Consider the following 24,057-nt stretch of genomic DNA (forward strand, 5'->3'; position numbering starts at 1 on the left):
CCCTCGTTTTTCACGGAAAAGAAGGGCCATTGAGCCGCGCTGTTTCGTCAAGTGAATCCGTTTCGGTCGCACGTGTGAGTCGAACTCGCGCGGGGCTCTTTGCGGCCATCATCGAAGCGGGGAAGCCGGGCATCACCCGGATGGTGACGATCACATCGCTGGTTGGCTTTGTGCTTTCAGCGATCGGGCGGAGCGCCGGTTGGGCTGAGCTTGGGTTGCTCGTCGCCGGCTGCCTCGTCGGCACGGCGCTTTCTTCGCTCGGCGCGAACACCCTGAACGAATGGCTCGAGCGCGATCGGGATGCGCTCATGCCGCGGACGGCGCACCGGCCGCTGCCGCAGCAACGGATTTCTCCGCGGATCGCGCTGATCGCCGGCTTGGTTGAGTCCGCGCTCGGGATGATCGTGCTGGCGCTCGCGGCAAATGTCTGGGCGGCGCTGGTTTCGCTCGCGTGCATCATCACCTACGTCGCGATCTACACGCCGATGAAACTGAAATCGCCGGTGTCGGTGCTGATCGGAGCGATTCCGGGCGCGCTGCCGCCTCTGATCGGGTGGGCTGCGGCGGGAGGAAATTCGGGCGCGCCGACGCTTCTGCAGCCGGGCGGGTGGTCGCTTTTCACGCTGATGTTTGTGTGGCAGATCCCCCACTTCATGGCGATCGCCTGGATGTATCGGGCGGACTATTCGCTCGGCGGGTTTCGCGTGCTCGCGGCGGAAGACCCGACGGGCGTGCGAACGGCCCGCAACATGATCGGCTGGGCGATCGTGCTGCTTCCCGCAACGCTGATGCCGGTCTGGGCAATGCCGGGGCGCGTAGGGGCGGTGTACGGCGCGTGCGCGCTGATTTCGGGTGTCGCGTTTCTCTGGCTCACGATCGGATTCGGTCGTTTGCGAACGCGCGACGCGGCGCGACGGGTCTTCTTTGCGTCGATCGCGCACTTGCCCCTGCTGCTGATGATCCTGGTCGGCGAAGCGCTGGTGCGGCGATTCATTCTCTAGTTACGAATTCGATCGGATGATCACACGCGCGCGTTCGAGCCGCAGCGTGCAGATTCGGAGTTTCCATTCGCGCGGCTCGCCACTGGAAGACCTGATCGCAAGTGCGATGGACTCGAGCACTCGGAGCGGAGCTTCGCGATCCATTCCGCGCAGCCAGGTCAACAGGACGATGCGATCGGCTGCACGCAAGCGTTCTCGATCGAACGTCCCCGGTTCGCCCGCAGCGGCGCCGGATACGAGCGCTCTTGCGGCGCGATCGAGATGATCTGCCGCGAGAAGAGCCAGGCGTGACGCTTCCGCCGCTTTTTTGGCCGCGCCCGGTTCGATCGCCAACAGAGACGGCAGCACATTTGCGCGCATTGCGGCGCGCCGGCGCGAGATGTCGGCATTCGACGCATCTTCGGACCATTGCCACCCGCATGCGCGGCAGAGCTCGCGAGCCTGCTCGCGCGACATGCCCAGCATCGGCCGGATCAGCGTCACGCCAGTCAGAAGTCTGCGCTTCGCGTGAATTCCGGCGAAACCTCTTGGACCGGCGCCGCGCAGTAGCCGGAGCAAAATCGTTTCGAGTTGCTCATCGGCGTGGTGCGCGGTCGCGATGTACCGGCAGCCGCTTTGTTGCGCGAGCCTTGTGAGCGCTTGGTACCGAAGCCTCCTTGCCGCGGCCTCGTAGTTGCCCCCTTCGACCTTGGCGGCGATGTCGACCGAAACAAACGGCAGGCCCAAACCCTCGGCCAGCCGGCGCGCCGAAAGGAGGCAAGCCGCGGACTCTGGGGCGGGCCGCATGTCGTGCACCACGTGCGCGACGGCCACGCTTTCCGGATGTCTGGCGAGGGAAAGGACGAGTGCCGAGGAATCCGCCCCACCTGAGCAGGCGATGAGGGTCCGACGGTCGGCGTCGCGGACCGCCTTTCCCCCGGTCAGGCGTCGCCACTCCGAGACGATGGCATGGACCGTTGGGTCGGACTTGGCGGGCGGGGTTGGACGGCTCGCATCGAGCACGGAAAGATGGTACTTTGGCAAGCAGGGGTGCAAGAGGGGTTCTGCTGCGGGACATGCGGCAGGAAGAGCCGAGGGGCTTGATCGACACGGAGGTCCAGGATGGCGGGCATCTTTCAGACAATGCTGGCCGAAGGCGAGTTTGGCGTTCGAGAACTGCTGCTCGCGGGCGGTGCACTGGGGATCGGCGTGCTCCTCGTGTGCTGGGGGATCTTCAGCCGCAAACGCGAAGTGCCGGGGCACGCACGCGACGGCGCGGAGCGACTGACGCGCGAATTGATCGATGAACTCGAGGCTCGCGCGGAGCGGCTGGAGCGATTGATCGAGCGCGCGGAGTCGGCCATCGCCGAAATGAAAGAAGGCGAGCAGCGTGCCGCGGCGCGGCCGCATGCCGTGATCGCGGAGGCAAAATTGCGGAACGTGCCGAGCGCACCGGAACCGTCGATCATTTCGGACCCGATGCACCGGGAAGTGTGCTCGATGTCGGATGAGGGATTGAGCCCCGTGGACATCGCGCGGAGACTGCAGATGCCGACAGGGCAGGTCGAGCTGATACTGAATCTGCGGGGAAGGCGGGTTTCGGTGAGGAACTGAAAGGCCTTGCACCGACGCGAGCGCTGGGGTCGCGCAGAAAGACAGTTTGCAAGAAAAGAAGGCAGCGAGGCATGGGGCATCGAGGCATCGAGTAGAAGTCAGATGCTGAGGCCGAGGATTTCGGCGAGTAGTTGCGCCGCGAAGGTGGCGGTGATTTCTGAGACATCGCGGTCGGGAAGGACCTCGACGATGTCGGCGCCGACGAGATTGACGCCTTTGAGCGAACGAACCGCGGCGAGCGCTTCGGCGCTCGTAAAACCGCCGGCGACGGGCGTGCCCGTGCCCGGGCAGAAGGCCGGATCGACCGCATCGACGTCGAAGGTGATGTAGGTTTCGCGCTTTGCGAGCTTGGCCGCGAAAGCGGCAAGAGTTTGCGGGCCGTTCTTTCGCCATTGATCGAAGGTGATGAGCGTGACGCCATGCTGTTTCGCGTACTCAAGATCGGCGGGGTCGTTGAGCGTGCCACGGACGCCGATCGAGATCATGGACTTGGGGTCGATGATCCCGGCTTCGATGGCGCGGCGGAAGGGCGAGGCGTGCCCCCACTTCTCACCCCAGACTTCGTCGACGGTGTCCATGTGCGCGTCGAAGTGGATGAGGGCGAGGCCGCCGGAGGGTTTGCCGCGGCGTTCGTAGGTTGCTTTCAGATTGGCGAAAGCGATGGAATGATCGCCACCTATGGCGAAGAGTTTGGTGTGCTTGGGGTCGCCGAGTTTGGAAGCGAAGGCGACTGCGTCTTCGATGGTCTGCTTGCAGGAATAGGGGCTGACGGGCGAATCGCCGGCGTCTGCAATGCTCAGTTTCTCGGCGAGGTGCACGGCCTGCTCGATGAGATAGGGCTTGATGTATTGGCTGGCGGCACGGACAGTACGCGGACCGAAGCGGGCGCCCGGACGAAAGGTCACTCCGGCGTCGGAAGGAATTCCATAGATCACCCAGTCAATCGGACGGTTTTCGGGAGCGACATCGTCGATGTGGGGCGCGCGGAGAAACGTGCAGATGCCCGCGAAGCGGGGCTGGACGCGGCCGGAGGGGAGAACCGTCTTCTTGCTCATGCGATTCCTGAATCGACCGAATCCGCCTGATTTCAGGAAAGCCACGCGTCGTCGACGCGCATGCCCGCGCTGATCGTCGCGGCGTTGCCGTGTTCGAGCATACCAGCGACCGGGTACGCGCAGTAGTCGAGGCTGAAGGAGCCGGCGGGGCGGTGGTTGCCGCTGTGGCCGAGGCCTCCGAAGGGGAGTTTGCTGCTGGCCCCGGCAGTTCCGGCGTTGACATTGACGCAGCCGGCGCGGGCTTCGGCGAGGAAGCGATCGATCGAAGCCGGGTTCTTTGAGAAGATCGAGGCGGCGAGGCCGTACCTGGTTGCGTTCGCTTGCGCGATGGCTTCGTCGAGCGTCTCGACGACGGAGATGCGGAGCAAGGGACCGAAGACTTCGACGTCGGCGCCGGCGTAACCGGTGGCGTCGTCGGGGACGAATTTGTCCACCTTGAGAATGCCGGGGGAGATGTAGTGGCCGCCCCCACCCCCGGGGCTTGGCGACGGTTCGTCGATTGCTTCGGACTTGAGAAGGATCTGTGCACCGGCGCGGATGAATTGCTCCTGGGCTTGAAGCACTCCTGCGCGTGCGCCGCGCGAGATGAGAGGGCCCATGAACACGGGATGCTCCGCGGCGGGGTCGCCGATGATCAGGTTGCTTGCGCTCTTGCAGATCGCGCTGATGACTTTCTCGGCGACGCCATTCTGCACGATCACGCGGCGCGTGCAAGTGCAGCGCTGACCCGTGGTGATGAAGGCGCAGCGGACGCACTCGATGACGGCCTGCTTGAGATCGGCATCGTCGAGGATGATGGCGGCGTTGTTGCCCCCCATCTCGAGCGCGAGCATGCGCCCGGGGTGATCGAGATTGGCTTCCATGATCGCACGGCCGACGGGCCAAGAACCGGTGAAGAGGATGCCGTCGAGACCGGGGTGAGCCGACAGTTTCTTGGCGACATCGACACCGCCGTGAATCACGTTCACCACGCCTTCGCCGAAGCCTTCGGCGGCGAGAGCTTCCTGATACAACTCGCCGAGCAACTGCCCCACTGCCGGAGTCTTGTCGCTGGGTTTGAACACGATCGTGTTTCCCATCGCGAGCGCGGGGATGATGTGCCCGTTCGGAAGATGCGCCGGGAAGTTGAAGGGACCGAGCACGGCCATCACGCCGTGCGGACGGAACCAGGCTCGGCCTTTTCGCGTGGCGGCAAGATCGATCTCGTAGCCGGAGACGCGGCGCATCGCGCCGATGTCGCTGGAATCGAGCGTGATATCGACCTTTGCGCCGAGAAGGCCTGCCTCGGCCTTGCTGTCCCACATCACCTTGCCGGTTTCGTCGCGGATCAGCGTTGCGATCGCGTCCTGCTTGCTTTCGCAGATCTTCTGAAAACGGCGGAGCGCGGCGAATCGCTTTTCGATCGGCGCGCGAGACCAGGCCGGGAGCGCGGCGCGTGCCGCGGCGACGGCCTTGTCAACTTGAGCAACACTTGCGGCGCCTTCCCATACGACCGAATCCGGGCGGGCCGGGTTGGTCGAGCGGAGGGGCGTGCCGTCGGGGCGGACGAACTTTCCGGCGACCAAGTCGCTCGGTTCGTTCTGGAGGGAAGGGTGCTTCACGCCTTCACCTTGCCGCGGCGGACGGGCTTGCCGGATTTCTGAGCGGTCGGCTTGGCCTTCTTGGTGGGCGCTTCGTGATGTGAAGCGGTTTCGGCCGGAGCGACCGGAGTAAACCCGATCTGCGCGCCCGGTGCGACCTCGAGCGCGCCCATGACTTCTTCGCTCAGGCGGATGCCGCCTTTCTCGACGGCGCATGGCGCTTCGATCGCGCGGAATTCGGCGTCCTTCGTCAGGACGCTGACGATGCCGTGTGAACCGAGTCGTCCGCTTGACGGCGCGACGAGGGGGAGCGAGCGGGTTTTCTTGACGAGTTCGATTTGGTCGGTCGGGGCGTCGAGGTGCGGTCCGCCGTCGAACGGGTCGATCATGCCGCGGTAACGAAAACCCATGGATTCAAGCAAACGGCGTGCGGGCACGGTTTCGGGCGCGACCTCGCCGACCATGTTCTGCACTTCGAGCGAGAAGAGCGAGAAATAGATCTCCTCGCGGGGCAGGAGTTCGGGAATGAAGCGCCGGTTGTGCTGGCAGAAGCGGTCGGCCTCGGCGTACTTCACCGGGATGAACTTGCGGCCGAAGTTGTCCCAGAACGTGTTCTCGCCCTCGCTGCTGACTGGCGCCATCATCTCGGCGAGGATGCGATCGGCGAAGAACTTGCGGTAGAGGCCGATGAAGTGGAAACGGACGAATGAGAGGAAGCGGCCGGGACGGAGGTGATTGCCGCGGTAACTCGGTTGGATGATGAGCCCGCCGATCTCGGTCGGCCCGCTCTCATCGCCGTACAACTGGCCGACCTTGTGCGTGGAGGAATACGAAAGCGGCTCAGAGCGGAAGGTGCGCTCGGTGATCTTCATGGCCCAGTTGGGGTCGCCGGGGCCGCCCTGATGCGCGCGGATCTGCGACGTGCCGATGACCGAGCGTGTATCGGTATCGATCATCGTGAAGACGAAGAGGTCACTACTCTCGTACATCGATGCCGACTTGCGGCCCTTGGTCGGCTTCGGTTCTTTCACCTTGCCCGCGGCACGGCCGAACGCAAGATTGCTCTGCTCGATCTTTCCGGCGATGATCTGTTCGTTGGGCGGCAGGTTGATGAAGTAGACCATTTTCGCGAGCCGGAGAAAGGTCGCGACGTCTTCGAGCTTGGATTGCCGGATAAGGAACAAGCGGACCCTCCGTGGTGGATTACAGGCCCGGGCGCCTGCGGGGAGGGCATGGTAGATCACAAAGGCGTTGTCGGCCTTTTTTGGAGCAGAAAAGCGCTATTCGCCCTCAGGCCGGAACCGCGGCGAACGCCTTTTCAAGACAAGCGAAGACGCGCGGCCAATCTTCGAGCTTCATGACTCCCATGGGCGGGAGCATGCGGAGGTGGTACGGACCGTGGCCGCAGTAGAAGAGCACGACTCCGTGCTCGAAGGCGGTCTTGCAGAAGCCGGCGACTTTTTCCTTCTTGCCGCCGAAGGGGGTGAAGCGCATCATGCCGCCGGTGCCGCCGACGAGCATGTTTCCGCCCCCGCCGAGCGCGGGCACCGCCGGGAAGTGGCCGGGGAATTTCGCGATCAGTTTGTTCATCTCGACGCGGAAGGCCTGCTGATGCTTGACGATGATTCCGTTGTCGCCGTAGTAGTTGCCGTCGCGCAGACGCTCGATGATGCGCTTGCCGACGCGGAACGACGGGCCTTCGCCGGTGAACGTGCCGCTGAGGAGGCCGGGCTTTGGGTTGTACTCCTCGCTGAACATGGTGACGCAGGCCTGCGTGAGCTTGCCGGCGCAGAAGACATCGATGTACTGGCCGAGGTCAAAGTGCTCGTACGCGAAGAGGCGGTTCGTCCGCGCAAACGTCTGGATCTCGTCGTCCCAGATCGCGATCTTGTTCGCCTTGCACACATCCATCAGCGCCTTGAAGAAATCGCGGTCGCCGACGTTGAACCCGCCTTCGCCCTGAATCATCTCGAAGATGAAGCAGGCGTGCTGGCCGGGGTAGCGCGTGATGTACTCCTGCAATTGCGCGACGGCGCCGTCGATGAACTTGGTCTTGCCGATGCGTTCCGCGGCAACTTCATCCCAGAAGGGCATGTAGTCCACCAGCGTGCTGAGCGGGATGCCCTGGCGATAATCGGCGGTGTCGCCAATCTGCGCCATGGTGATGCTTCGGCCCATGAAGCAGTCTTTGAACGCGATCACGCGGCTCGCGGGCGCATGCTTCTGGAAGCAAACCTTGAGCGCGTTCTCGTTGACCATCGCGCCCGAGGTGCTCACGTAGACATAGCGCAGCCGGCTGTTCTTCTTGGCTTCGGTCGCCAGAGTTTCCGCAAACTCGTAGGCGTCCATGTTGGACTGGAGATTGCCGCTCTTGACGGTGTCGTCGAGCGAACCGATGAGGCTCTCCTTGATGAGGTCGGCGTCGCTGTGCCCGAAGTAGTGGACGCCGATGCCGCAGATCATGTCCCATTTCACGCTGCCGTCGGAGAGCTCGACGAGAGCGCCGTTGCCGATGCCGGAGCCGATGTAGGGATAAAGGAGTGCCCGGCCCCGGGTTTCGGCTGCGCGGGCCATGAGCGCGTCGTAGGACTGCTTGAGCGCGGGGTTGGGCGGACGCACATCGGTGATCTGCGCACTCTTGCTTTGCAGATCGGCGACAATCGCATCGATCGCGGCGTGCACCGCCGGGCTGGCTTTCAACTGAGCCCCCACTGTTTCGGCGGCTCCTGCCGCGTGATGAATCGAAGGTAAAACCGTCTTGGCAACCTGTGTCATGGTCACTCCGTGCGGGCGCGGGTCGATTCGACCCTCTTCAGCCCCGTGCTTGCTTCGACCATTCTTGGAAGGATCGCTCCGAAAGTCTTGAGATGAGCACGGCGAGCAATTGGCAGCGCTCCACGAGGCTGCTCAGGTCGATCCATTCCTGGGGCGTGTGAAGCCCGCCTCCCCGAACCCCGAGCGTGTCGATCGTCGGCAACCCTTCGGCTTGCAGGTTGTTTCCCTCGCAGACGCCTCCGGTCTTGCCGAACGGGAGTTTCTGTCCGAGGTCTTCGGCGCTCGACCGGGCGAGATTGGCGAGAACCATCGTGCCGTCCGTCGTGGGCTTTGCGGGTCGGTTGAGCGTCGATTGCACATCGATCGTGGCCTTGCCGGCGGCGGCGCTGCACGCGGAGTGGATGCCGCGGATCGCGGCCTCGCCCTGCTCGGGCTTGGCGAAGCGGAGATTGCCCCACGCCATCGCCGAATCGGGCACGATGTTGGTAGCGGTGCCGCCCTGAATGATCCCGACGCTGACGATGAGCCCATCGTCGGGCGCGGCCAGAGACGCAATTGGCGGAATGGCGCGGGCGAGCGCATCGATCGCGGAAACGCCGCTCTTGAAATCGCGACCGACGTGTGCGGGGTTGCCGGTGGCCTCGATAAAGAACTGCCCGCTCCCGGGTCGCTCGATCACGAGCCCCCCATCGGCCATGGCCGGTTCGAGCGCGAGCCCGACATCGTGCAATTTCGCCTGCTCGCGCAGAAATCGGCCGGCGGCATACGAGCCTGTCTCTTCATCGGTGGAGAAAATGAACGACCACGTGCACGGAATGCCGCAATCTTCGATGGCTTCAAGCGCGGCGACGGCGATGACGAGCCCGCCCTTCATGTCCACACAGCCGGGGCCGGTCGCCGACTTGCCATCGGGCGCGATTTTCAATTCGCGGAACGGGCTGTCCGGTTCGTGCACGGTATCAACGTGACCGCTGAGCAGAATGCGGGTGGCGCCGGAAGATTTTTTCGAGCAGATCGCCACGCTGCGCTGAGACATCTCGTCCGCGCCTGCGAAAAGCCAGTGCGGCGGTCGCTCGCCCTTTTCGCTGTAGATACTCGCGCCGAGTTTCTCGAGTCTGCGCGTGAAAAGCCCGAGCGATTCATCCATCGCGGGCGCCGAGATACCTCCGGTCGGAAGATTCACGTGCGTGCGAAGGTCGTCGAGCAGTTTCGTGCTCGAGCCGCGAATCATGTCGGACAGCCGGCGTTCGCTCGGACTCAGGGCCATGCCTGAGAGTATCGCCCGACGGAAGAAACAGCACGCTCGCGACCAGCGCCAGCACCACGATTGCCGCGGCGGCGAGAGTCACAGTTTTCAACCGCGAAACAACCCGATCGATCGGCAGTTTGTCGAGCGGCAGGCCGACGATCGACGCGAGGTGGGCTTGACGCCCCTCGACCGTGCCGTGACGCCAGGTGAATCGCTCCGGTGGGATTCCGTTGAGGCGGGAGACCGTTTCAAGGGCGTCGATCATGGAGGCAGCACTTTCGTGCGTGATTTCGTGGCTTGCGGGCGGCGGCACGCCCCCTTCCGGCGCGGGTTGAAACCGGCTGAGATCCTTTGCCGCGAAGGCGTCGGCCTGCAATTCGAAACGGCGGCTGACAAAGCCGAGCATGAGTACGCCGGGGCCCGCTGTCGCAAGGATTCCCACCACAGACAGCCACCACGACTCCGGAAGTTTCAGGAATTCCAGCATCACGGCAAGAATCACGGCACCGAAAAGTGCGGCGACGATGGTCGATCCGAGCAACCACGGCAGGTGACGGAGGCGTCCGTGCCCGGCTTCATGGGCCGCGACTGCCTCCACCTGGCGCAACGGAAGAAGCTGGAGAAGCGCATCGGTGAAGAGGACGTAGCGGGCGCGGGGGATGATCCCCATGAGTGCGCCGTTGAGTATTCCGCTGGAAGTCTGCCACACGAGCACCTCGCGGGCTGAAACGCGATTCCTCGAAAACACGCTCTCGACTGACTCGCGCAGCGCCCCACCCTTGAGCGGAACCGTGTCCCACACGAAGCGGAGCACCCACGGGGAGACTGCCAGCACAATGAAGACTCCGGCGACTTGCCAGAGAATGAGAGCCCACTCACCCCATCCGGCGCTCCGGGCGCGGGTGAACGAAGTTGCGAAATCGCCGAAGTGATGCCACGCGCTGAGCATCAAGAGCGGAACGAGACCGAGGAGGATCGAGTGCCGCACGTGCTCCCAGACCAGGGCGCAGCGCGATCGATCCGGGATGATCGGGACGCTCTCGTGCAAATGACGCCAGAGCAGGGCTTCGCGTATCCGCCGCTGGATCGGCGCGTACGACCAATACAGAGCGACAAATGCGAGAAGAGGCGGCAGCGCTGTGACGAATTCCCGCACCACCGGCAGATTTCCCGTCAGGCGTTCGGCGGTCCGGCTCCAACCCAATTCGACGATTGCGTAGGCGTGCAAGCCGACGATCATCGCTCGTCCAAGACTGAGCAGCCGCTCGGCGCGCACGATGTTGCGCGTTCGTCCCGTGCGATCAAGCCGTCTTCTCAGAAACTCGAAGGCGGTCCCGACGAAGAACACAACTCCAAAGAGCCAGCCGGCATATGCCCAAGGATGCTGCGGCAAATCAGGACCGAGCGACGGCACCAGCGCGTCGAGAAGATAGATCAGGATGACGAGCCCGGTGGTCATGAGAAAGCAGAAGAACTACCACTGAGGCACAAAAAAGGATTAAGCCAAAGGGGGTTTGATGAGGCGGGGCTGTATTTTCGCGGCGTCCAGTGATGATCGCCTGATCTTCATGAGCGCTTCGACTTCGCCATCGCACGGCAGCGTTTGGGGTCGATGGGAGCTGACCAGACACCTCCACGCTTGATGTACGAGCCGACGATGAGAGCATCCGCATGTTCGAAGAGGGATGCCGCCTGATCGGGATCGACGCCGGAGCCGACCCAGACCGGAACGCTCGTCGAGCGCTTCGCTTCCTCTACATCTTCTTCATTCGCGGGGTCGCCGGTGAATGCCCCCGTCACGATCACTCCGTCGGCTCCGAAAAACTGCGCGGTGTGTGCCGCGTCGCCGAGCATGATGTCGCCGGTGATGGAATGCGAGGCGTGCTTTTTCTTGATGTCGCAGATGACTTTGATGTGCTCGGCGCCGATCTCACGTCGGAAACGGAGCAGGGGACCGGCTGCGGCACGCGAAAGCAACCCTTCGTCGGCCACGTGGGCGTAGACGAAGTTTTCGCAGCGGATGAAGGAGCCGCCGGTTGCGAGCGCGATCGAGATCGCCTCGCATTCGCCACAGGAAAGAACCTGAACCCCCATCGGGGTGGAGCCGATGGCGTCTTTTACCGCGGCACAGAGGATGGTCATCGATGCGACGGTCGCGGGCGAGTGCGGCGGCTGCACGTACGGACGATCGTGCATGTTCTCGACAATGACGGCGTCGAAGCCCGAATCCATGAGGACTTTGGCTTCTTCGCGGGCGGTTGCTTCGATTTTGGAGAGCGGCGCTCGCGCGAACGGAGAACCCGGGAGCGCACCGACGTGCACCATGCCGATCAGCGCTTTGCCGGGAACGCCGCGCGAAGAAACCGAAGCAGACTTCTTTGCCATGCGAGATTCTTGGAAGACTGGCGGCTATTTGCCCGTTGCCGCGGCGGCAACTTGCAGCTTTGCGGCGAGGAACATCAGAAACCAGAGCGCCGCGTGCACGCTCGCGACTCCGGCCCACTCCGATATTTCCCACCGAAACAGCACGATGGTGACGAGCGCATACAGCAGAATCGCACAGAGATAGAGCAAGATCGGGTGGAGCGAGAGCCCGCAATTGATGGCCAAAAGAAAGAGCGAAACCGCCAGCAGCATTCGTGCCGCGGCGAGCGGGATGCTCCCGACTTCACGACCGAGCGCGTACGCGACGAAACCAACTGCCGCGGCACCGGTTCCGGCGTGGAGCAGACCAAGGTAGGCCGTGAGCAAGCCGCCGGCCCACCAGCTGCCGCCGGAACGACTCGAGACGATCGCGGCGAAAACCGATGCGATGACCAAAACAGTTGCACCCGCGATACCGATGACCTGGCTCGATCCGAGTCCGGACTTGATGAAGTCGGCCGTGGGAAGAACGCGCTTTGCCGCAACCGGAGGTGGCGGGATCACGGGCGGGGGCGGCGGTGACGGCAATGGTTCGGCAGGCTCGAGGTCGTACGACTCTTTCGGATCCACGAGCGGCGGACCGAGGGGAGGCCGCGCAGATTCGGAAGCCGAGCCGGAGTTGCCTTCGGTTTCGCTCATGATTGGTTCTCGCGGATACCTAGGAATTCTCGCATCAGTTCGTGACCGCGCTCGATGACAACACGCGTTGAGGCGGCGTTGGACTCGTCGAAGTTCGTCGCACCGTTCGGAGCGATGCCTGTTCCGGTGATGAGGAACGGGACGGGCGTGGCATCGTGCTTGCGCGTGCTAACCAGCGTGTAGTGATCGGGCATGATCAAAGCTCGGCAGCCTTGTCCCTGTTTCTCCATTTTCGAAATGCACGCGGAAATCGGCGCGACCACGTGTTGGTCGATGCGTTCGATCGCGGCGACTTTGGTTTTCCAATCGGCCTGATGCGACGCCTCGTCGGGCGCTTCGACATGGCAACAGACGATATCGAAGTCCTTCTGCGTAATCGCCTCGACCGCGGCTCGCCCCTGTGCCGCGTAGTCGGTATCGTGGTAACTCGTCACACCGGGAACATCGAGGCGTTCCCACCCCATGTATGCCGCGATACCGGAAAGAAGATCAACGGCGGTAATCATGGCGCCCCTGATGCCGAATCTTTGTTGGAAACTCGGCATGCTGGGTTTCACGCCTTGTCCCCAGATCCAGGCCATTGTCGCGGGGCGCTTGCCCGCGGCAAGCCTCGCCTTGTTCACCGGATGATCGCAGAACACATCACGCGATGCGAGCATCAGTTCGTTGAGTACGGCGGCTCCATTGGTCCCCGCGCGGGTCTTCGGCGTTGGAAGATGCGCCCGCCACGATTCACCGGGGACCGCGTGCGGCGGCGTCGTGACAACTTCGGAATAGTCACGTCCGCTTGTGTCGATCAGGATGTTGCGGTAACTCACACCGGGGGTCAGTGTCATCGAATCGGACGCACCGGGCACGGCCGCTTTCCAATGTTTGACAAGGCTCGCAATCAACTCCCGAGCCTCGGCATCGGAAATGGCGCCGGCGGAATGATCGATCATGAGTGCATCGTCCGAGGCCGAGTACGGCCCCGACGTAGAAGCCCCGGTCGCGACGAGATTCAACCGGAAGATGCAGTCGCGCGCGACGGGCTTGAGACCGAGCGACGCCGCCTCGAGCGGCGCGCGACCCGTGTGATACTTCGCGGGGTCGTAGCCAAGGAGAGACATGGAGCAAACATCGGAACCCGCTTCGAATCCAGGCGGCGTGGTCTTTGCAACTCCCATCCGCCCCCTCGCTGCGAGCGCATCGAGATTCGGCGTGCGCGCGGCCTGAAAGGCCGTCTTCCCGCCGAGCTGCGCGATCGGCAAATCCGCGCCGCCATCGGGAATGACCACGATGTATTTCACCAGGGTCTCCCGTTCCATGTCTGCCCGAACAACCGCGCCGCATTGGAAAGCGACCAATCCGTCACGACAAATGTCGCGTGCCAGATGTGCCCGGCGCCGGCCGTGAATAACAGGATCATCCCGAGCATGGCAATCATCGCGCTCTGCTCGCTGTTGATCAGCCTTCGATAGGGCATGGAAAAATCGGCAAGAATGCGAGAGCCGTCCAGCGGCGGGATTGGGATGAGATTGAAGAGCACCCCGACGCAGTTGATCATCACACCGGTCCACAAAAAGACGCCGACGTTGTGGCGCACGTTGTCGGGAACGTTCGGACCGACGATCATCCATCCGACCGAAGCGAACACGCACAATGTTGCCAGAATGAGATTCACCGCGGGTCCCGCCGCAGCAACCTTCGCATCGTCGTATCGGCCGCGGAATCGGTCCGGGGAAACCGGCATGAGGCCCCACGTGAACCCGAAAAGCGCAAACATGATCCACGCCCAGGGCCAGGGAATATGGACGAACGGATTCATGGTCATGTGGCCGAGCGCGCGAGGCGTGCTGTCTCCGCACCGGATCGCCATCCAGCCGTGCCCGAGCTCGTGCAGGCAGATGGACCCCACCACCCAGAGAATCCAGGAGAAGAGCAGAATCGGGCTCGCGGCGTAGATGTTGGCAACCCACCAGTCCATGTGGTCTCCCTGGATTCCATCCCGTAAAGGTCGCCCCGCAACCTCACGGCAGAATAGCCGAGAAGGAGTTCTGGCGCAGAAAAAAGCCCGACGTTAAGCCGGGCTCGTGGGGAACGAACAATGAGAATGCGATCAAGTCTTCGCAGGGATAGCCTTGGAGGCCTTGACCGCGATGGCAACAATCTTGTCGAAGAGCTTCGGGTCGCTGATCGCGATCTCGCTCAGCATTTTGCGATTGAGAAGGATGCCCGACATCCGCAGGCCGTTCATCAGGAGGCTGTAGCGGGTGTTGCGCATGCGGCAGGCGGCAGTGATGCGGACGATCCACAAAGCGCGCATGTCGCGCTTGCGGTAGCGACGATCGCGCATCGCGTAGACGCCGGCGCGGATCACCGCGTTGCGGGCGCGATACCAGTGCTTGCTGTTTGTGCCGAAATAGCCCTTGGCTTCGCGGAGAAGCTTTTTCCGATTCTGAGCGCGGGCAGCGCCTTTGCGAACGCGAGGCATAATTCAAACTCCTGCTGATCCGAACGGGGCGGGATCCACTCCCGACTTGTGACCCGGCGGACGGTGATATGAACCCGGACGAGTCGCCCGAGAAAAAAGACGTGCTACTTGGACTTCGAGGCGGACTTTGCCGCGGCAGCCTTGCGCTGCGCCGGCGTCGGGTTGCGCTTGATCGTCGCACGGGACTGTGACCGGCCACGAAGGCGACGGAACAAGAGCTTCTCGATCCGCTTGGCTTCGGGGTTCGACATCATCGGGTCCTTCCGCAGCTGGCGGAGGCGCTTGCCACCCTTGCCGGAGCGGAGGTGCTTGTGATTCGCCGAGCGGTGACGCACCAAACCGGTCTTGGTGATGCGGATGCGCTTCAGAAGGCCTTTATGGTTTTTGGTCTTGGGCATGACTTTCTCGATCCCCGTGCCATGGGCCTTGACCGGCCTTGGCAGGGTCAAGATACTAGGCAGAAAGTCGCTTGACGGCCACTTGGGAGGGCGTCGCAGGCGATCGCGGGGCTCTCTGCAGAGGCGCCCGCTCAGGCGTGGCTAGCGGAAAACGGGAGAACCGGGCTCAGGGGCCGACAAACGAATCCTTCGCGTCCATCGGCACCTCGATGCCTTCCAGCCTCCCGGTCTGATGCATCTTTGCCGCCTGCCGGATAATGACCTCGATCGCTCGCGGCAGCCAGATGTTGTCGCCGTCGGCACGCTCGGGGGTGGAAAGCCACGCCACGTTTCCATCCGCAAAGAGCACGAACTGACCCGCGCCGCAGTGATTGGGAGAATTTTCCATCGGGTCGATGACTTCGTCGTTGAACGCGTGGAGCACGACCGGAGAACGATCGGCCAACACGACGATGGTCGCGGGCGCTTCCGCAGGGGAGCGATGCCAGTTCGGGCGCTCCTGTCCATCCATGATCTGATAGCTGTACGAAATCGTTTCAAGATTGGACCAGTCAAAGGCGCCTTTCTTGACCTCTCCCACATCGGCCTTCGGGTTGCCCGAACAGGCCAGATCGCGCAACTTGGAATACCCCGTCCGCGCGAGCGTGAAAAGGTTGGAGGAATTGGCCTGAGGCTTCTCTGGAGTCACGTTCCACCACGGCGAGCCGCCGAATCCGGCCGTCGCGATAGGAAGAGAGTCCCGGTGATTGCCGGCGTACAGGCTCATCGCCGAGGCGACGCTGCCGAGATTGCTTTGGCAGGAATATTGGCGACCCTTCTGGCTCACAAAGTTCATCGTGGGCCAAAGCACCGAGACTCCGATCAGGAGCATCGCCGCGATCGAAATCAGGTCGGACATCCGCCATCCGCGCGACGTCGGGGTGATGATTCCCTGCGCACGATTCGCGGCAACTTTCGCCTCTACTGCCTGGAACGTTCGTTCGACCAGCAGCGGCGTCGCGGAAATCTCGCTTTCGACAACCGTGGACGCGAGCTGCTCGTGCTTTCGTGCGCGATCTCTCAGTGCTGCAGGCGTGTGATTCGCGTCGTACCCCGCGAGCGCCCATGAATCCAGCGCTTCCGCGTCTTCGGAGCTCAGCACCGGCTCGGCGTGGCGAGCGATTCGCTGGATCGTGACATCGACAAGCGCCGCATCGCACGTGATGTGCCCCGCGTCGAGCAAGCCGAGCAAGGCGCCGACGTGCCGGGCACGCTGGCGCATCTCGTGAGGAACCTTTTCGATTTCCATCCCCGCTTCGATCAGCGCGTCGAGTGCCGCGCTGTCCGTCGCGCCGAGCGCGACCGGCGGGACGGTTTCTTCGACGAAGGAATTTGCGATCGGATCAGTCATTGGGGCACTCAACAAACTCGAAATGACGAGAGACGGAACGAACGAGAAAACTAAGCGGCTTCTTCCTGACTCTTGTTGACGGCCTGCCAGCGTTTGGCGAAGGCGGCGACCGCCGCGTGCAAGCGGGACTTGACCGTCCCGAGAGGAATCTCGAGTTCCTCAGAAATTTGCACGTAGCTCAGGCGCTGGAAGTAGGCAAGAAGAAGAATCTCCTTCAGAGTCGGGGACAGGCCTGCGAGCGCTTCCTGAACCAGCTTGTCCCGCTCGGATCGATCCATTGCTGCATCCGGCTTGTCCACGTCGACCTCCAATAGGTCAACGAACATGGCACCGGAACCGTCGGAGGCATCCCCTCCCCCGACGGGCGCCAGAAGGTCCAATTCCTGGCGACGCATTTTCTTACGGAGGTAGTCCCGGCCCTTGTTCGCCGCGATCGTAAAAAGCCAGGGCCGAAAACGTCGTTCGATGTCGAATGTGTCACACGACTGATAAATCTGCATGAACGTCTCCTGGAAGACGTCCTCCGCCGCGGTTCGGTCCCCGACCAAGCGAAACAGGAATCGCAGGAGATCGTCCTTGTACCGCTCCAAGAGCTTGCGGAAGGACCCCATGTCCCCCCGCCTGAATTGGTCGAACAGCTTTTCGTCCGTAAGTTCCTTCACTGGCGTTCCTTGCTGCGAATCACGACCGAACCGATAGTGGTTACCGACTTGGCGAGGCGTCCAGACGGGACTGATGCTGGTTGAGAATGACTCCAGACCGCCTTTCCATCCGAATTCCCCGCTCGGGCGGAAACCTGCGAATCCCGTCCGCCCGCAGCCCCGGAGCGACCTCCGCGACGTATCGATCAAAGACCTGCTGGTTCGGGAAAAGATAGCGTATTTCGACCTGGATGGGTTCGGATTGATTCCGGATGATTTGAGCGGAGGACGCTCCGCCCCTCAGGACTGCACCGATATGGCCACCCAACAGCCAGTCGATGTATTCGCGAGCCGTCGGCTCGTCCGGGAAGGTGGCTAGTACCGTGTACGCGATCGCGGACATCCGAGCAGCATACTCCCCAATTGAACCCGCAACCGGTTCTCGGAGCCGTGAACACGCATCTCTCGGGCAATAGTGAAGCTCCATGAGCGTTGGACTTTTCAGATGACCGTCGTGCCGGAGGGCAAGAACCTCCCCCACCTCCCGCAACCGGATTCGGACGGCGTGAACATCACGCCGGTTCTGTTTGCTGCCGCGAGGGGCGATGAAACCGCATGGCGGCAGATTGTGGATTTGTACGCGCGACGCGTTTTCGCGCTCGCGCAGGCAAGGTTAAGGAATCCCGACGTGGCGGAAGAAATTGCCCAATCCGTGTTTGCGACTCTCGCGGCCAAATTGGTCGGGGGCGGCTACACCGAGCGCGGCAAGTTCGAGCCCTGGCTGTTTCGCATCGCGTCGAACCGGATTCGGGACGAGCAGCGACGCAACCGGCGTCATCCGACGACGCACGATTCGGAGCGAATCGCGCGCACCGAAAACTCGGAAGAGCCGGCGTCCGCACCGCCCGAGCAGGTGCGAAGGCTGCGCTGGGCGATGGGACAGCTCGGCGACTCGGATCGGGAAGTGATTGAACTTCGCCATCACGGCCAGATGAGCTTTGGACAGATGGCGGAAGTGCTGGGTGAGCCGCTTGGTACGTTGCTAGCGCGACACCACAGAGCGCTGGCCAAGTTGAAGGCGTTGATGGACCAATCCATGCAATCGGATAGTTCCGGGGTTCGCGCCGGGGGAAGGTTGGAAGCATGAATATGCACGAGCACGAAGTTGATGCCGCTCTTCTCGAGACCGATTCGATCGCGCGACGCGCGGCGAAGCTGGACGCGCAGAGCGCTCGTGAGGCGCCGGGCAGTCGCATCGGCGCGACGCTTGAGGACCGGATCTTTGCGTCTACGAAGGACGTGCTGAGAAACGATTCTCCGGTGGTCGGACGCATCGAACCGGTCGCTCGACACGTTTCGCCGATGGTGTGGAAGCTGGCGGCGGCGATTGCACTCGTCGCTGGCGTGAGCGTCGTCGTGATTTCGTTGCGGCCGATGCCCGCCCAGGTCATCGCTTCGACCGACACCGGGAAGGGCGCGCCGGACATGGAAATGGTCCTCGCAGCGGTTTCCCTTCTTGATGAACCGCTCAACGGGAATTTCGATCAATTGGCGGCGGACGCGGCGCGACTTCACGAATTGGTGACGACGCAGCAGCCTTTCGCGGCGGAAAACGCGGAAGAAAAGAACAGCCAGGGGGTTTAAGTGCACACGCGTGACGCATTCATGAGTCTGTCTATCCCATTCGTGCTGGTTGCGGCGGGCGTGCTCGCGCAGCCTCCGGCGGCATCGGATCCGGCTCCCCAGTCGCCCCCCGCTTCAACGCCTGCATCTGACGAAAAGGGGCCTCCCCCATTTCCAGCCCGCGAAGATCGCCGACCCGGCGACGAGCGCCGGCGTGGGGGCGATCGATTCGATTCGCCGCTTCTCCGCGAGGCCGCATCGCACGATCCGAAGCTGCTGAAAGACATCATCGATCGGATGCTCGAGCAGAACAACCGGATTGAGCGCCGGTTGCAGGACGCCAAGAACAAGCTCGAGGCGGGAACACCCCCCGAAGAAGTCTTCCGGATGCTCCGCGAAGCACGCGCGGGAAACATGGCCGACGTGTTCTTCCAGAATTGGCGAGAGCGCCGGGAAGAAGCCAACTCACAAGGACCGATTTTCGACAAGCCCAAGATCGGCCCGGGAGGCGGTCCTGACCCGCAGCAGCGGGAAGAACTGATGCAGTTCATCCGCGAGATTCGGCCGGAGTTCGCCGCCAAGCTCGACGAGTGGCAGAAGACCGAGCCCCGTGCGTTCCGTGCCGTGATCGGCCACCTCATCATGCAAGCGGTCGACACCTTCCACGAACGGGATCGTGATGTGCAGCTCTACGAACTTCGCAAGGAAGATCTTCGCACCAGCATTCTCGTCGTCGAGAAATCCACCGAGGTGCGCACTCTCCAGATGAGCGAGCCCAAGGGTGAGCCCGACAGCGAGAAGCTGACAAAGGCCAAGGCGGAACTCCGCGATCTGATGGGCAAGGGCTACGACGCCCGCGTGCGCGTGCGCGAGTACGAGGCCGACAAACTCGCGAAGCGGCTCGACGAATCCCGCGCGCGGATCCAGGAAACCAAGGACGTGCGCGAGCAGATGATCGAAAAAGCAATGACCCAATTGCTGGAACGTAAACGCGTGTCGCCGCAGCCGGGCGACGGACCTCCCAGCCCGCGCGATAAGCAGCCGCAGGGACCCGGCGGCGACCGAAGGCCCGAGCCCGGACCGCAATAGCGGAGCAAGCAGCGCGATTAAGAAACAACAGATCCGGGCGGAATATCGCTCTTCGGCATCAAAATGACAACGCGTCGTTGCGTGTCCGGCGGAGCGTCTTTGGGAGCATCGCTCGCCGCGAGCAGCATGCCGCGAGATTCTTCGCCGCGTATGACGCGCGGAGCGAGATTGGCGACGATGATGATCGATTGCCCCGTCAGTTCCTCAGGGGTGTAGTGGCCGCGGATCCCGGCGCAAATCTGCCGCGGTGTGCCCGAACCATCATCGAGTTGCAGTTTGAACAGCCGATCGGCGGAAGGGTGAAACTCCGCCTTGGTGATCTTCGCCACGCGCAGATCCACTTTCGCGAAATCTTCGAACGTGATCATCGGCTTGGCTGAAACGGCGCCCGTCGCGGGTGCCGGAACCGGTGCATCGGACATCGAAAAGACTCCTAAAGAGGGCCGAGTGTAGGGAGCTGTGTTTCAACGTTCATGGCTGGGCCGGAGTCGCCGCTTCTGCCGAAACCCACTGACCGTCTCTCCAGAACGGAAGGCGGACATCGACTGCGAATGCGACGGCCACGTCCGCAGGATCAGGATCGCGTGCAGGTCCGTCGCCTTCGGTCACGATCAGCGATCCCCACGGTTCATCGAACGATCCCGCGAGGCGGCGCTGGAGCCGGAGTTGAGCCGCGAGATCCGGCGCACTGAGTTTGATGCCGGGTTGTCCTCCGCAAACCGGGCAAATTCTTGCGGGGCCGCGCTGTCCCTTGGGTGGAGCGATCATTCCGGTACCGGCGCAGTCGAAACAGGGCAGCTTCTTGGACTCGTTCTCGAGGTCCTGCACCGAGATTGTGCCGCGCGCCGAGAGTTCCCGCGCGTGCTCCTCGAGGATCCGACGAACGCCCTTCGCCGCAAGCGAATCCCGAGCCTCGATACCGGCGCCGGCGCGAAGTTGTGTCAGAAATTGCGAAGCGCGGGCTGCGGCGGCGATTGATTCCTGTTCTCTCGCCCGGCGCGAAAGAGAAAAATCGGCGCTTGAGGGTTCGAGAATCGCGGCAATCGAACGAAGCCAGAGCCGATCGCCGTCCTGGGTGCTCATAGAGGCGAGCGCAATCGCGGCCGACGCCGCGGTGCGCCGATGTCCCGGCTGTGTGCGGCCGTATTCCAGTGCCCGAATGAGCAATTCGCGTGTGAGCGCGACGCGCTCCGGAGAATCCGGGGTGTCGAGCAATTCTTCAGCCAACTCGAGGTATTCGGCAGGATCCGACGGCTTCAGTGCTCGGAGTCGTTCTCGCTCGTCACGATCCCGAACACTCTGCACTTCGTTCGAACGAGGAGTTGCAGACGCCGCGGGCGTTGTCGCTGGCGACTCGGGTGTCACGGGCTGCGACCGCGCTGTCGCAGCAGCGATGGAAAGCATGCAGAACAATGCGACGGAACGGTTCACGCAGAATTCCCCTTCCTGCCCATCCGCAGCAGTTGCATGCGGAGCATGACCCGTTCGCCTTCGAGAAGTTGCCCCGTGCCGGTCGAGGCGCTTCGTCGCGATGCCTTCCACGACTCCAGCATCTGCTGCAGTCGACCGAGATCGGACGGGCGTTCTCTCGCGACGTTGAGCGCTGTCCACTCGACGCACGCCGACTGAAGCGCGACGGCCCGCTCCAGCGGGCCGACCGCGATCTCGCTCCGTGCCGCCAGGCGGCGGCGAATATCCGAAATACTCAGTCCCGCCGGCGCACCTCGAATCGAGCGGGTGGCGGTCGCCATCGACGCTTCGAGTGCCTCGATCGCGACGGCAGGATCCCGCTGGTTTCCGACGGATTCGTCTCCGGCTCGATCCGCCCACGAGTCCGCGAGTTGAGCGGCGGCGATATCGATGGCTGTTTCGTCCGGCGAGACCGGAAAGATCGCGATCGCCCGATCGAGCATCGCGACTTGCGCGGCATCCTTCCACTTTGAGCGCTTCTTCCAATTCCCCGGCGACTTTGCGACTTCCGCCACCCAGTCCGCATTCTCCGGCGTCTCCGGAATCTGCGGAAGCAAGCGAAGAGTGGCGAGGACGATCGAGGGTTCCGACGAGTGCTTTCGCACTTCGGATCGAGCCAGATCTCGGATCGAGGCCGGCGAGCCGCGTGCCGACTCGACGACCAGAACGTCCGCAAAGAGAGAATCCGGGCTCGCGTTCGACGATTGAAATTGCTTCAATACTTCAAGCCGCCCCTGCACGGAGACGCCAGCGGCGGCGTACTCGAGCGCCTTCGAATTCGGATCCGGGCGCGGCACGTCCGCACTCGCCGTACCGAAACCCGCAGGCAGCTTGGGCGAATCCGCCGCAATGATTCCGGATGTCCGGTCCGCGCGACCCGCCCGAAGCTCCTCGCCGGCGAGAATCGCTTGAGAAATCCGCGCGGCGGTCCACAATCGCTCCGCCGCGTTCTTTGGGACTTCGTCAAGAAGTCTCTCAGCCCAAGTGGCCCACGCAGCGACCTCTTCCGGTTCGCTCGTGATTGTCTTTCCCTGCCACGCCGACGCCAGACGCTCCCGCAAATTGCTTCGGGCTTCGGGACCCGCGCCGGGCGGCAGCACCATGGTGGAATCAACGCCCGGTGCGCTGCTGGCGACCATGGCGCGCGTGACCTCGGTGAGCAATTCGGCGGAAACCGTGGCGTCCTCGAGCCAGCCCGACAACGTCGCCTGCAATTCCTCCGAAGGACGCCAGCTCAAGGACGAAGCAAGCACGCCTACCGACCTCGACAACTCTTGCGGCTGCACGGCGGAATTGCGAAGAAGAGATTCGAGCGCGTTCAGCGTCAGCATGTCCGTCGCGGGCTGCCTGTCGCCGAGCGCCAAGTCGCGAACTTCGACAAATCCCTCCCAGGACGCGGGACTCGTCGGGCAATCGGCGGCGATCAGCAGCGCAAGACTGCTCAGATTTCTCTCGAGCCCGACTCGAAACGCGGAGCTGATTTCGACCCTTGAACTTCGATCTCCTATGGTGGCGCCGGATTGGACTTGATCGAGAAAGGCGCGCGGGAGCTCCTTTTCCGAGAGCAATCGGCCGGTGATCGCCGCCGCGGCGGCCGCGGCGCGAACCGCCGATTTGCTGCCCGACAAGGACTGGTGAAGCGGCCGGGTGACCGTCGAAGCGACTGGCGTCTCGAGCCTTGCGGCGCCATAACAGAAGTCGACAATCGCGGAAACGATCGAGGAGATCTCGTCCGCGCTCATCAGCGTCCACGACTTGCCGAACGCTTCGTAGGCACGCGCAAACCGGTTGTGTGCGTTAGTGGCATCGGTTGCGAGATCGTGCGTGGCTCCTGCGAACTCCTGCGCAATGGCGCGCGGATTCCCCATTGCCAGTTCATTGGAGTCAGAGGTCTCAATACGATGAGAAGGCTCATGCCGCGTGATCTCCAGCGGCGCGGAAATGGCCGAATTCTCCGCCGACGAACCCTTCGAAATCTCGGGTCTGCGGGCGGGCGTGAGCAAAATAATGGCGGTGGCGAAGAGCACGATTCCCAATCCGCCGATCCCAAGAAGGATGATCGCATCGGCGGGAATCCCGCGAGGCTTCGCACCCACTGTGGAAGAATTGCGATCCTCGGGAGGCAATTCGCGCTTCGTGTTTCGGCTGCCGATGCGCGTCCTCGCGGCCGGCGGGTCCAGGTGCGCTTGCGAAGGCCCGTTTCTGTTTCTCCCGGCCCACTGCACCGCGCGGACGGCGTCGCCGGGCTCCACTCCTTTCGCGCGACACGCCATGGCGAGACGCTGCATCGCCTGCGCGTTCCAGCCCCCGCTCAGGCCGACGGCGATGTGGAGATCTCGCTCGATTGCCAATTCGATCGGAGTTGGTGCAAAGTCAAGCGGGGCTGCATCCGACCGCCGTTGCGATGAATGACGCGAGTGTTCCGATTTCCAAATGCGAAGCAGCACGCGAAGATTCGCGGGGTCGCAAAGCTGCGCCGCGGCGGCGTGCAGCGCAAGGCTGACCTCTTCCCCCGCCGGTGTCGAACTCTGAGGGTGTTTCGCGAGCTCTGCGAGGCGGGTGTGGAGCGCCTGCAGCACCAGGAGCGGCTCGATTTCCCTTGGCTCCAGTCCGAGAAGCGAGAATGGGCCTGGGCCCGTCGGACCGAAGAACATCGG

23 protein-coding genes are annotated in these 24,057 nt (G+C 63.0%); 5 read left to right on the forward strand and 18 right to left on the reverse strand.

All coding sequences use genetic code 11. From position 1 onward, the window contains the following. Positions 1–74: 74 nt before the first annotated feature. Positions 75–1,001 (forward strand): heme o synthase, encoded by a 927-nt coding sequence (gene cyoE / locus KF691_09805; protein MBX3389733.1) that lies wholly within the window; start codon positions 75–77, stop codon positions 999–1,001. On the opposite strand, the gene tilS is transcribed toward cyoE, so the two are convergent. Next, positions 1,002–2,003, reverse strand: coding sequence for a tRNA lysidine(34) synthetase TilS (tilS, locus tag KF691_09810; protein ID MBX3389734.1), 1,002 nt, complete (start codon positions 2,001–2,003; stop codon positions 1,002–1,004). A gap of 99 nt (positions 2,004–2,102) precedes the next feature. Here tilS and KF691_09815 point away from each other — a divergent pair, with 99 nt between their 5' ends. Further along, a complete protein-coding gene (locus KF691_09815) occupies positions 2,103–2,594 on the forward strand; it encodes a hypothetical protein (GenBank protein MBX3389735.1) in 492 nt (163 codons plus the stop codon). 98 nt (positions 2,595–2,692) lie between these two features. On the opposite strand, the gene speB is transcribed toward KF691_09815, so the two are convergent. From speB to KF691_09885, 14 genes are all read right to left on the reverse strand, one after another. Then, positions 2,693–3,649, reverse strand: coding sequence for an agmatinase (gene speB / locus KF691_09820; GenBank protein ID MBX3389736.1), 957 nt, complete (start codon positions 3,647–3,649; stop codon positions 2,693–2,695). 32 nt (positions 3,650–3,681) lie between these two features. Continuing rightward, on the reverse strand, positions 3,682–5,250 hold the full coding sequence (locus tag KF691_09825) for an aldehyde dehydrogenase family protein (protein MBX3389737.1): 1,569 nt from the start codon (positions 5,248–5,250) through the stop codon (positions 3,682–3,684). Continuing rightward, on the reverse strand, positions 5,247–6,413 hold the full coding sequence (locus KF691_09830) for an arginine N-succinyltransferase (protein ID MBX3389738.1): 1,167 nt from the start codon (positions 6,411–6,413) through the stop codon (positions 5,247–5,249). The genes KF691_09825 and KF691_09830 overlap by 4 nt, the downstream gene beginning before the upstream one ends. Positions 6,414–6,519: 106 nt before the next feature. Continuing rightward, entirely contained in the window at positions 6,520–8,004 is a 1,485-nt protein-coding gene (locus KF691_09835; GenBank protein MBX3389739.1) for an aminotransferase class III-fold pyridoxal phosphate-dependent enzyme, read from the reverse strand. 1,139 nt (positions 8,005–9,143) lie between these two features. Continuing rightward, positions 9,144–10,712 carry a M48 family metalloprotease gene (locus KF691_09840; GenBank protein ID MBX3389740.1) on the reverse strand — a complete coding sequence of 523 codons (1,569 nt, stop codon included), beginning with the start codon at positions 10,710–10,712 and terminating at the stop codon, positions 9,144–9,146. Positions 10,713–10,819: 107 nt separating this feature from the next. Beyond that, entirely contained in the window at positions 10,820–11,638 is an 819-nt protein-coding gene (locus KF691_09845) for a BtpA/SgcQ family protein (protein MBX3389741.1), read from the reverse strand. A gap of 24 nt (positions 11,639–11,662) precedes the next feature. Then, on the reverse strand, positions 11,663–12,316 hold the full coding sequence (locus KF691_09850; protein MBX3389742.1) for a hypothetical protein: 654 nt from the start codon (positions 12,314–12,316) through the stop codon (positions 11,663–11,665). Continuing rightward, positions 12,313–13,605: a cofactor-independent phosphoglycerate mutase gene (locus KF691_09855; protein ID MBX3389743.1), complete on the reverse strand. Its 1,293-nt coding sequence runs from the start codon at positions 13,603–13,605 to the stop codon at positions 12,313–12,315. The genes KF691_09850 and KF691_09855 overlap by 4 nt, the downstream gene beginning before the upstream one ends. Then, the gene (locus KF691_09860) at positions 13,602–14,282 is read right to left on the reverse strand and encodes a site-2 protease family protein (protein ID MBX3389744.1); all 681 of its coding nucleotides are present in this window, start codon (positions 14,280–14,282) and stop codon (positions 13,602–13,604) included. The genes KF691_09855 and KF691_09860 overlap by 4 nt, the downstream gene beginning before the upstream one ends. 132 nt (positions 14,283–14,414) lie before the next feature. After that, positions 14,415–14,789, reverse strand: a complete 375-nt coding sequence (gene rplT, locus KF691_09865) for a 50S ribosomal protein L20 (protein ID MBX3389745.1) — start codon at positions 14,787–14,789, stop codon at positions 14,415–14,417. 104 nt (positions 14,790–14,893) lie between these two features. Beyond that, a complete protein-coding gene (locus tag KF691_09870) occupies positions 14,894–15,187 on the reverse strand; it encodes a 50S ribosomal protein L35 (protein ID MBX3389746.1) in 294 nt (97 codons plus the stop codon). 166 nt (positions 15,188–15,353) lie between these two features. Then, positions 15,354–16,577 carry a hypothetical protein gene (locus KF691_09875; GenBank protein ID MBX3389747.1) on the reverse strand — a complete coding sequence of 408 codons (1,224 nt, stop codon included), beginning with the start codon at positions 16,575–16,577 and terminating at the stop codon, positions 15,354–15,356. 50 nt (positions 16,578–16,627) lie between these two features. Further along, the gene (locus KF691_09880; GenBank protein ID MBX3389748.1) at positions 16,628–17,239 is read right to left on the reverse strand and encodes a sigma-70 family RNA polymerase sigma factor; all 612 of its coding nucleotides are present in this window, start codon (positions 17,237–17,239) and stop codon (positions 16,628–16,630) included. Positions 17,240–17,279: 40 nt separating this feature from the next. Continuing rightward, complete coding sequence (locus tag KF691_09885) at positions 17,280–17,621, reverse strand: DUF4286 family protein (protein MBX3389749.1); 342 nt, start codon at positions 17,619–17,621, stop codon at positions 17,280–17,282. Positions 17,622–17,723: 102 nt separating this feature from the next. On the opposite strand from KF691_09885, the gene KF691_09890 reads away from it, so the two are divergent. Genes KF691_09890 through KF691_09900 form a run of 3 tightly spaced genes read left to right on the forward strand, consistent with a single transcriptional unit; the run spans position 17,724 to position 19,930 of the window. Next, positions 17,724–18,365, forward strand: coding sequence for a sigma-70 family RNA polymerase sigma factor (locus tag KF691_09890; GenBank protein ID MBX3389750.1), 642 nt, complete (start codon positions 17,724–17,726; stop codon positions 18,363–18,365). Continuing rightward, positions 18,362–18,862 (forward strand): hypothetical protein, encoded by a 501-nt coding sequence (locus KF691_09895; GenBank protein ID MBX3389751.1) that lies wholly within the window; start codon positions 18,362–18,364, stop codon positions 18,860–18,862. Before KF691_09890 ends, KF691_09895 begins: the two co-directional genes overlap by 4 nt. A gap of 21 nt (positions 18,863–18,883) precedes the next feature. Further along, positions 18,884–19,930: a hypothetical protein gene (locus KF691_09900; GenBank protein MBX3389752.1), complete on the forward strand. Its 1,047-nt coding sequence runs from the start codon at positions 18,884–18,886 to the stop codon at positions 19,928–19,930. Positions 19,931–19,947: 17 nt separating this feature from the next. Here KF691_09900 and metG read toward each other — a convergent pair whose 3' ends face one another. From metG to KF691_09915, 3 genes are read right to left on the reverse strand one after another with little or no spacing between them, the layout of a single operon-like run. After that, positions 19,948–20,352, reverse strand: coding sequence for a methionine--tRNA ligase subunit beta (gene metG / locus KF691_09905; GenBank protein ID MBX3389753.1), 405 nt, complete (start codon positions 20,350–20,352; stop codon positions 19,948–19,950). 49 nt (positions 20,353–20,401) lie between these two features. After that, positions 20,402–21,361 (reverse strand): hypothetical protein, encoded by a 960-nt coding sequence (locus tag KF691_09910; GenBank protein MBX3389754.1) that lies wholly within the window; start codon positions 21,359–21,361, stop codon positions 20,402–20,404. Beyond that, positions 21,358–24,054: a hypothetical protein gene (locus KF691_09915; protein MBX3389755.1), complete on the reverse strand. Its 2,697-nt coding sequence runs from the start codon at positions 24,052–24,054 to the stop codon at positions 21,358–21,360. Before KF691_09915 ends, KF691_09910 begins: the two co-directional genes overlap by 4 nt. Positions 24,055–24,057: the final 3 nt, after the last annotated feature.

Source organism: Phycisphaeraceae bacterium (assembly GCA_019636555.1).
Lineage (GTDB): Bacteria > Planctomycetota > Phycisphaerae > Phycisphaerales > UBA1924 > JAFEBO01.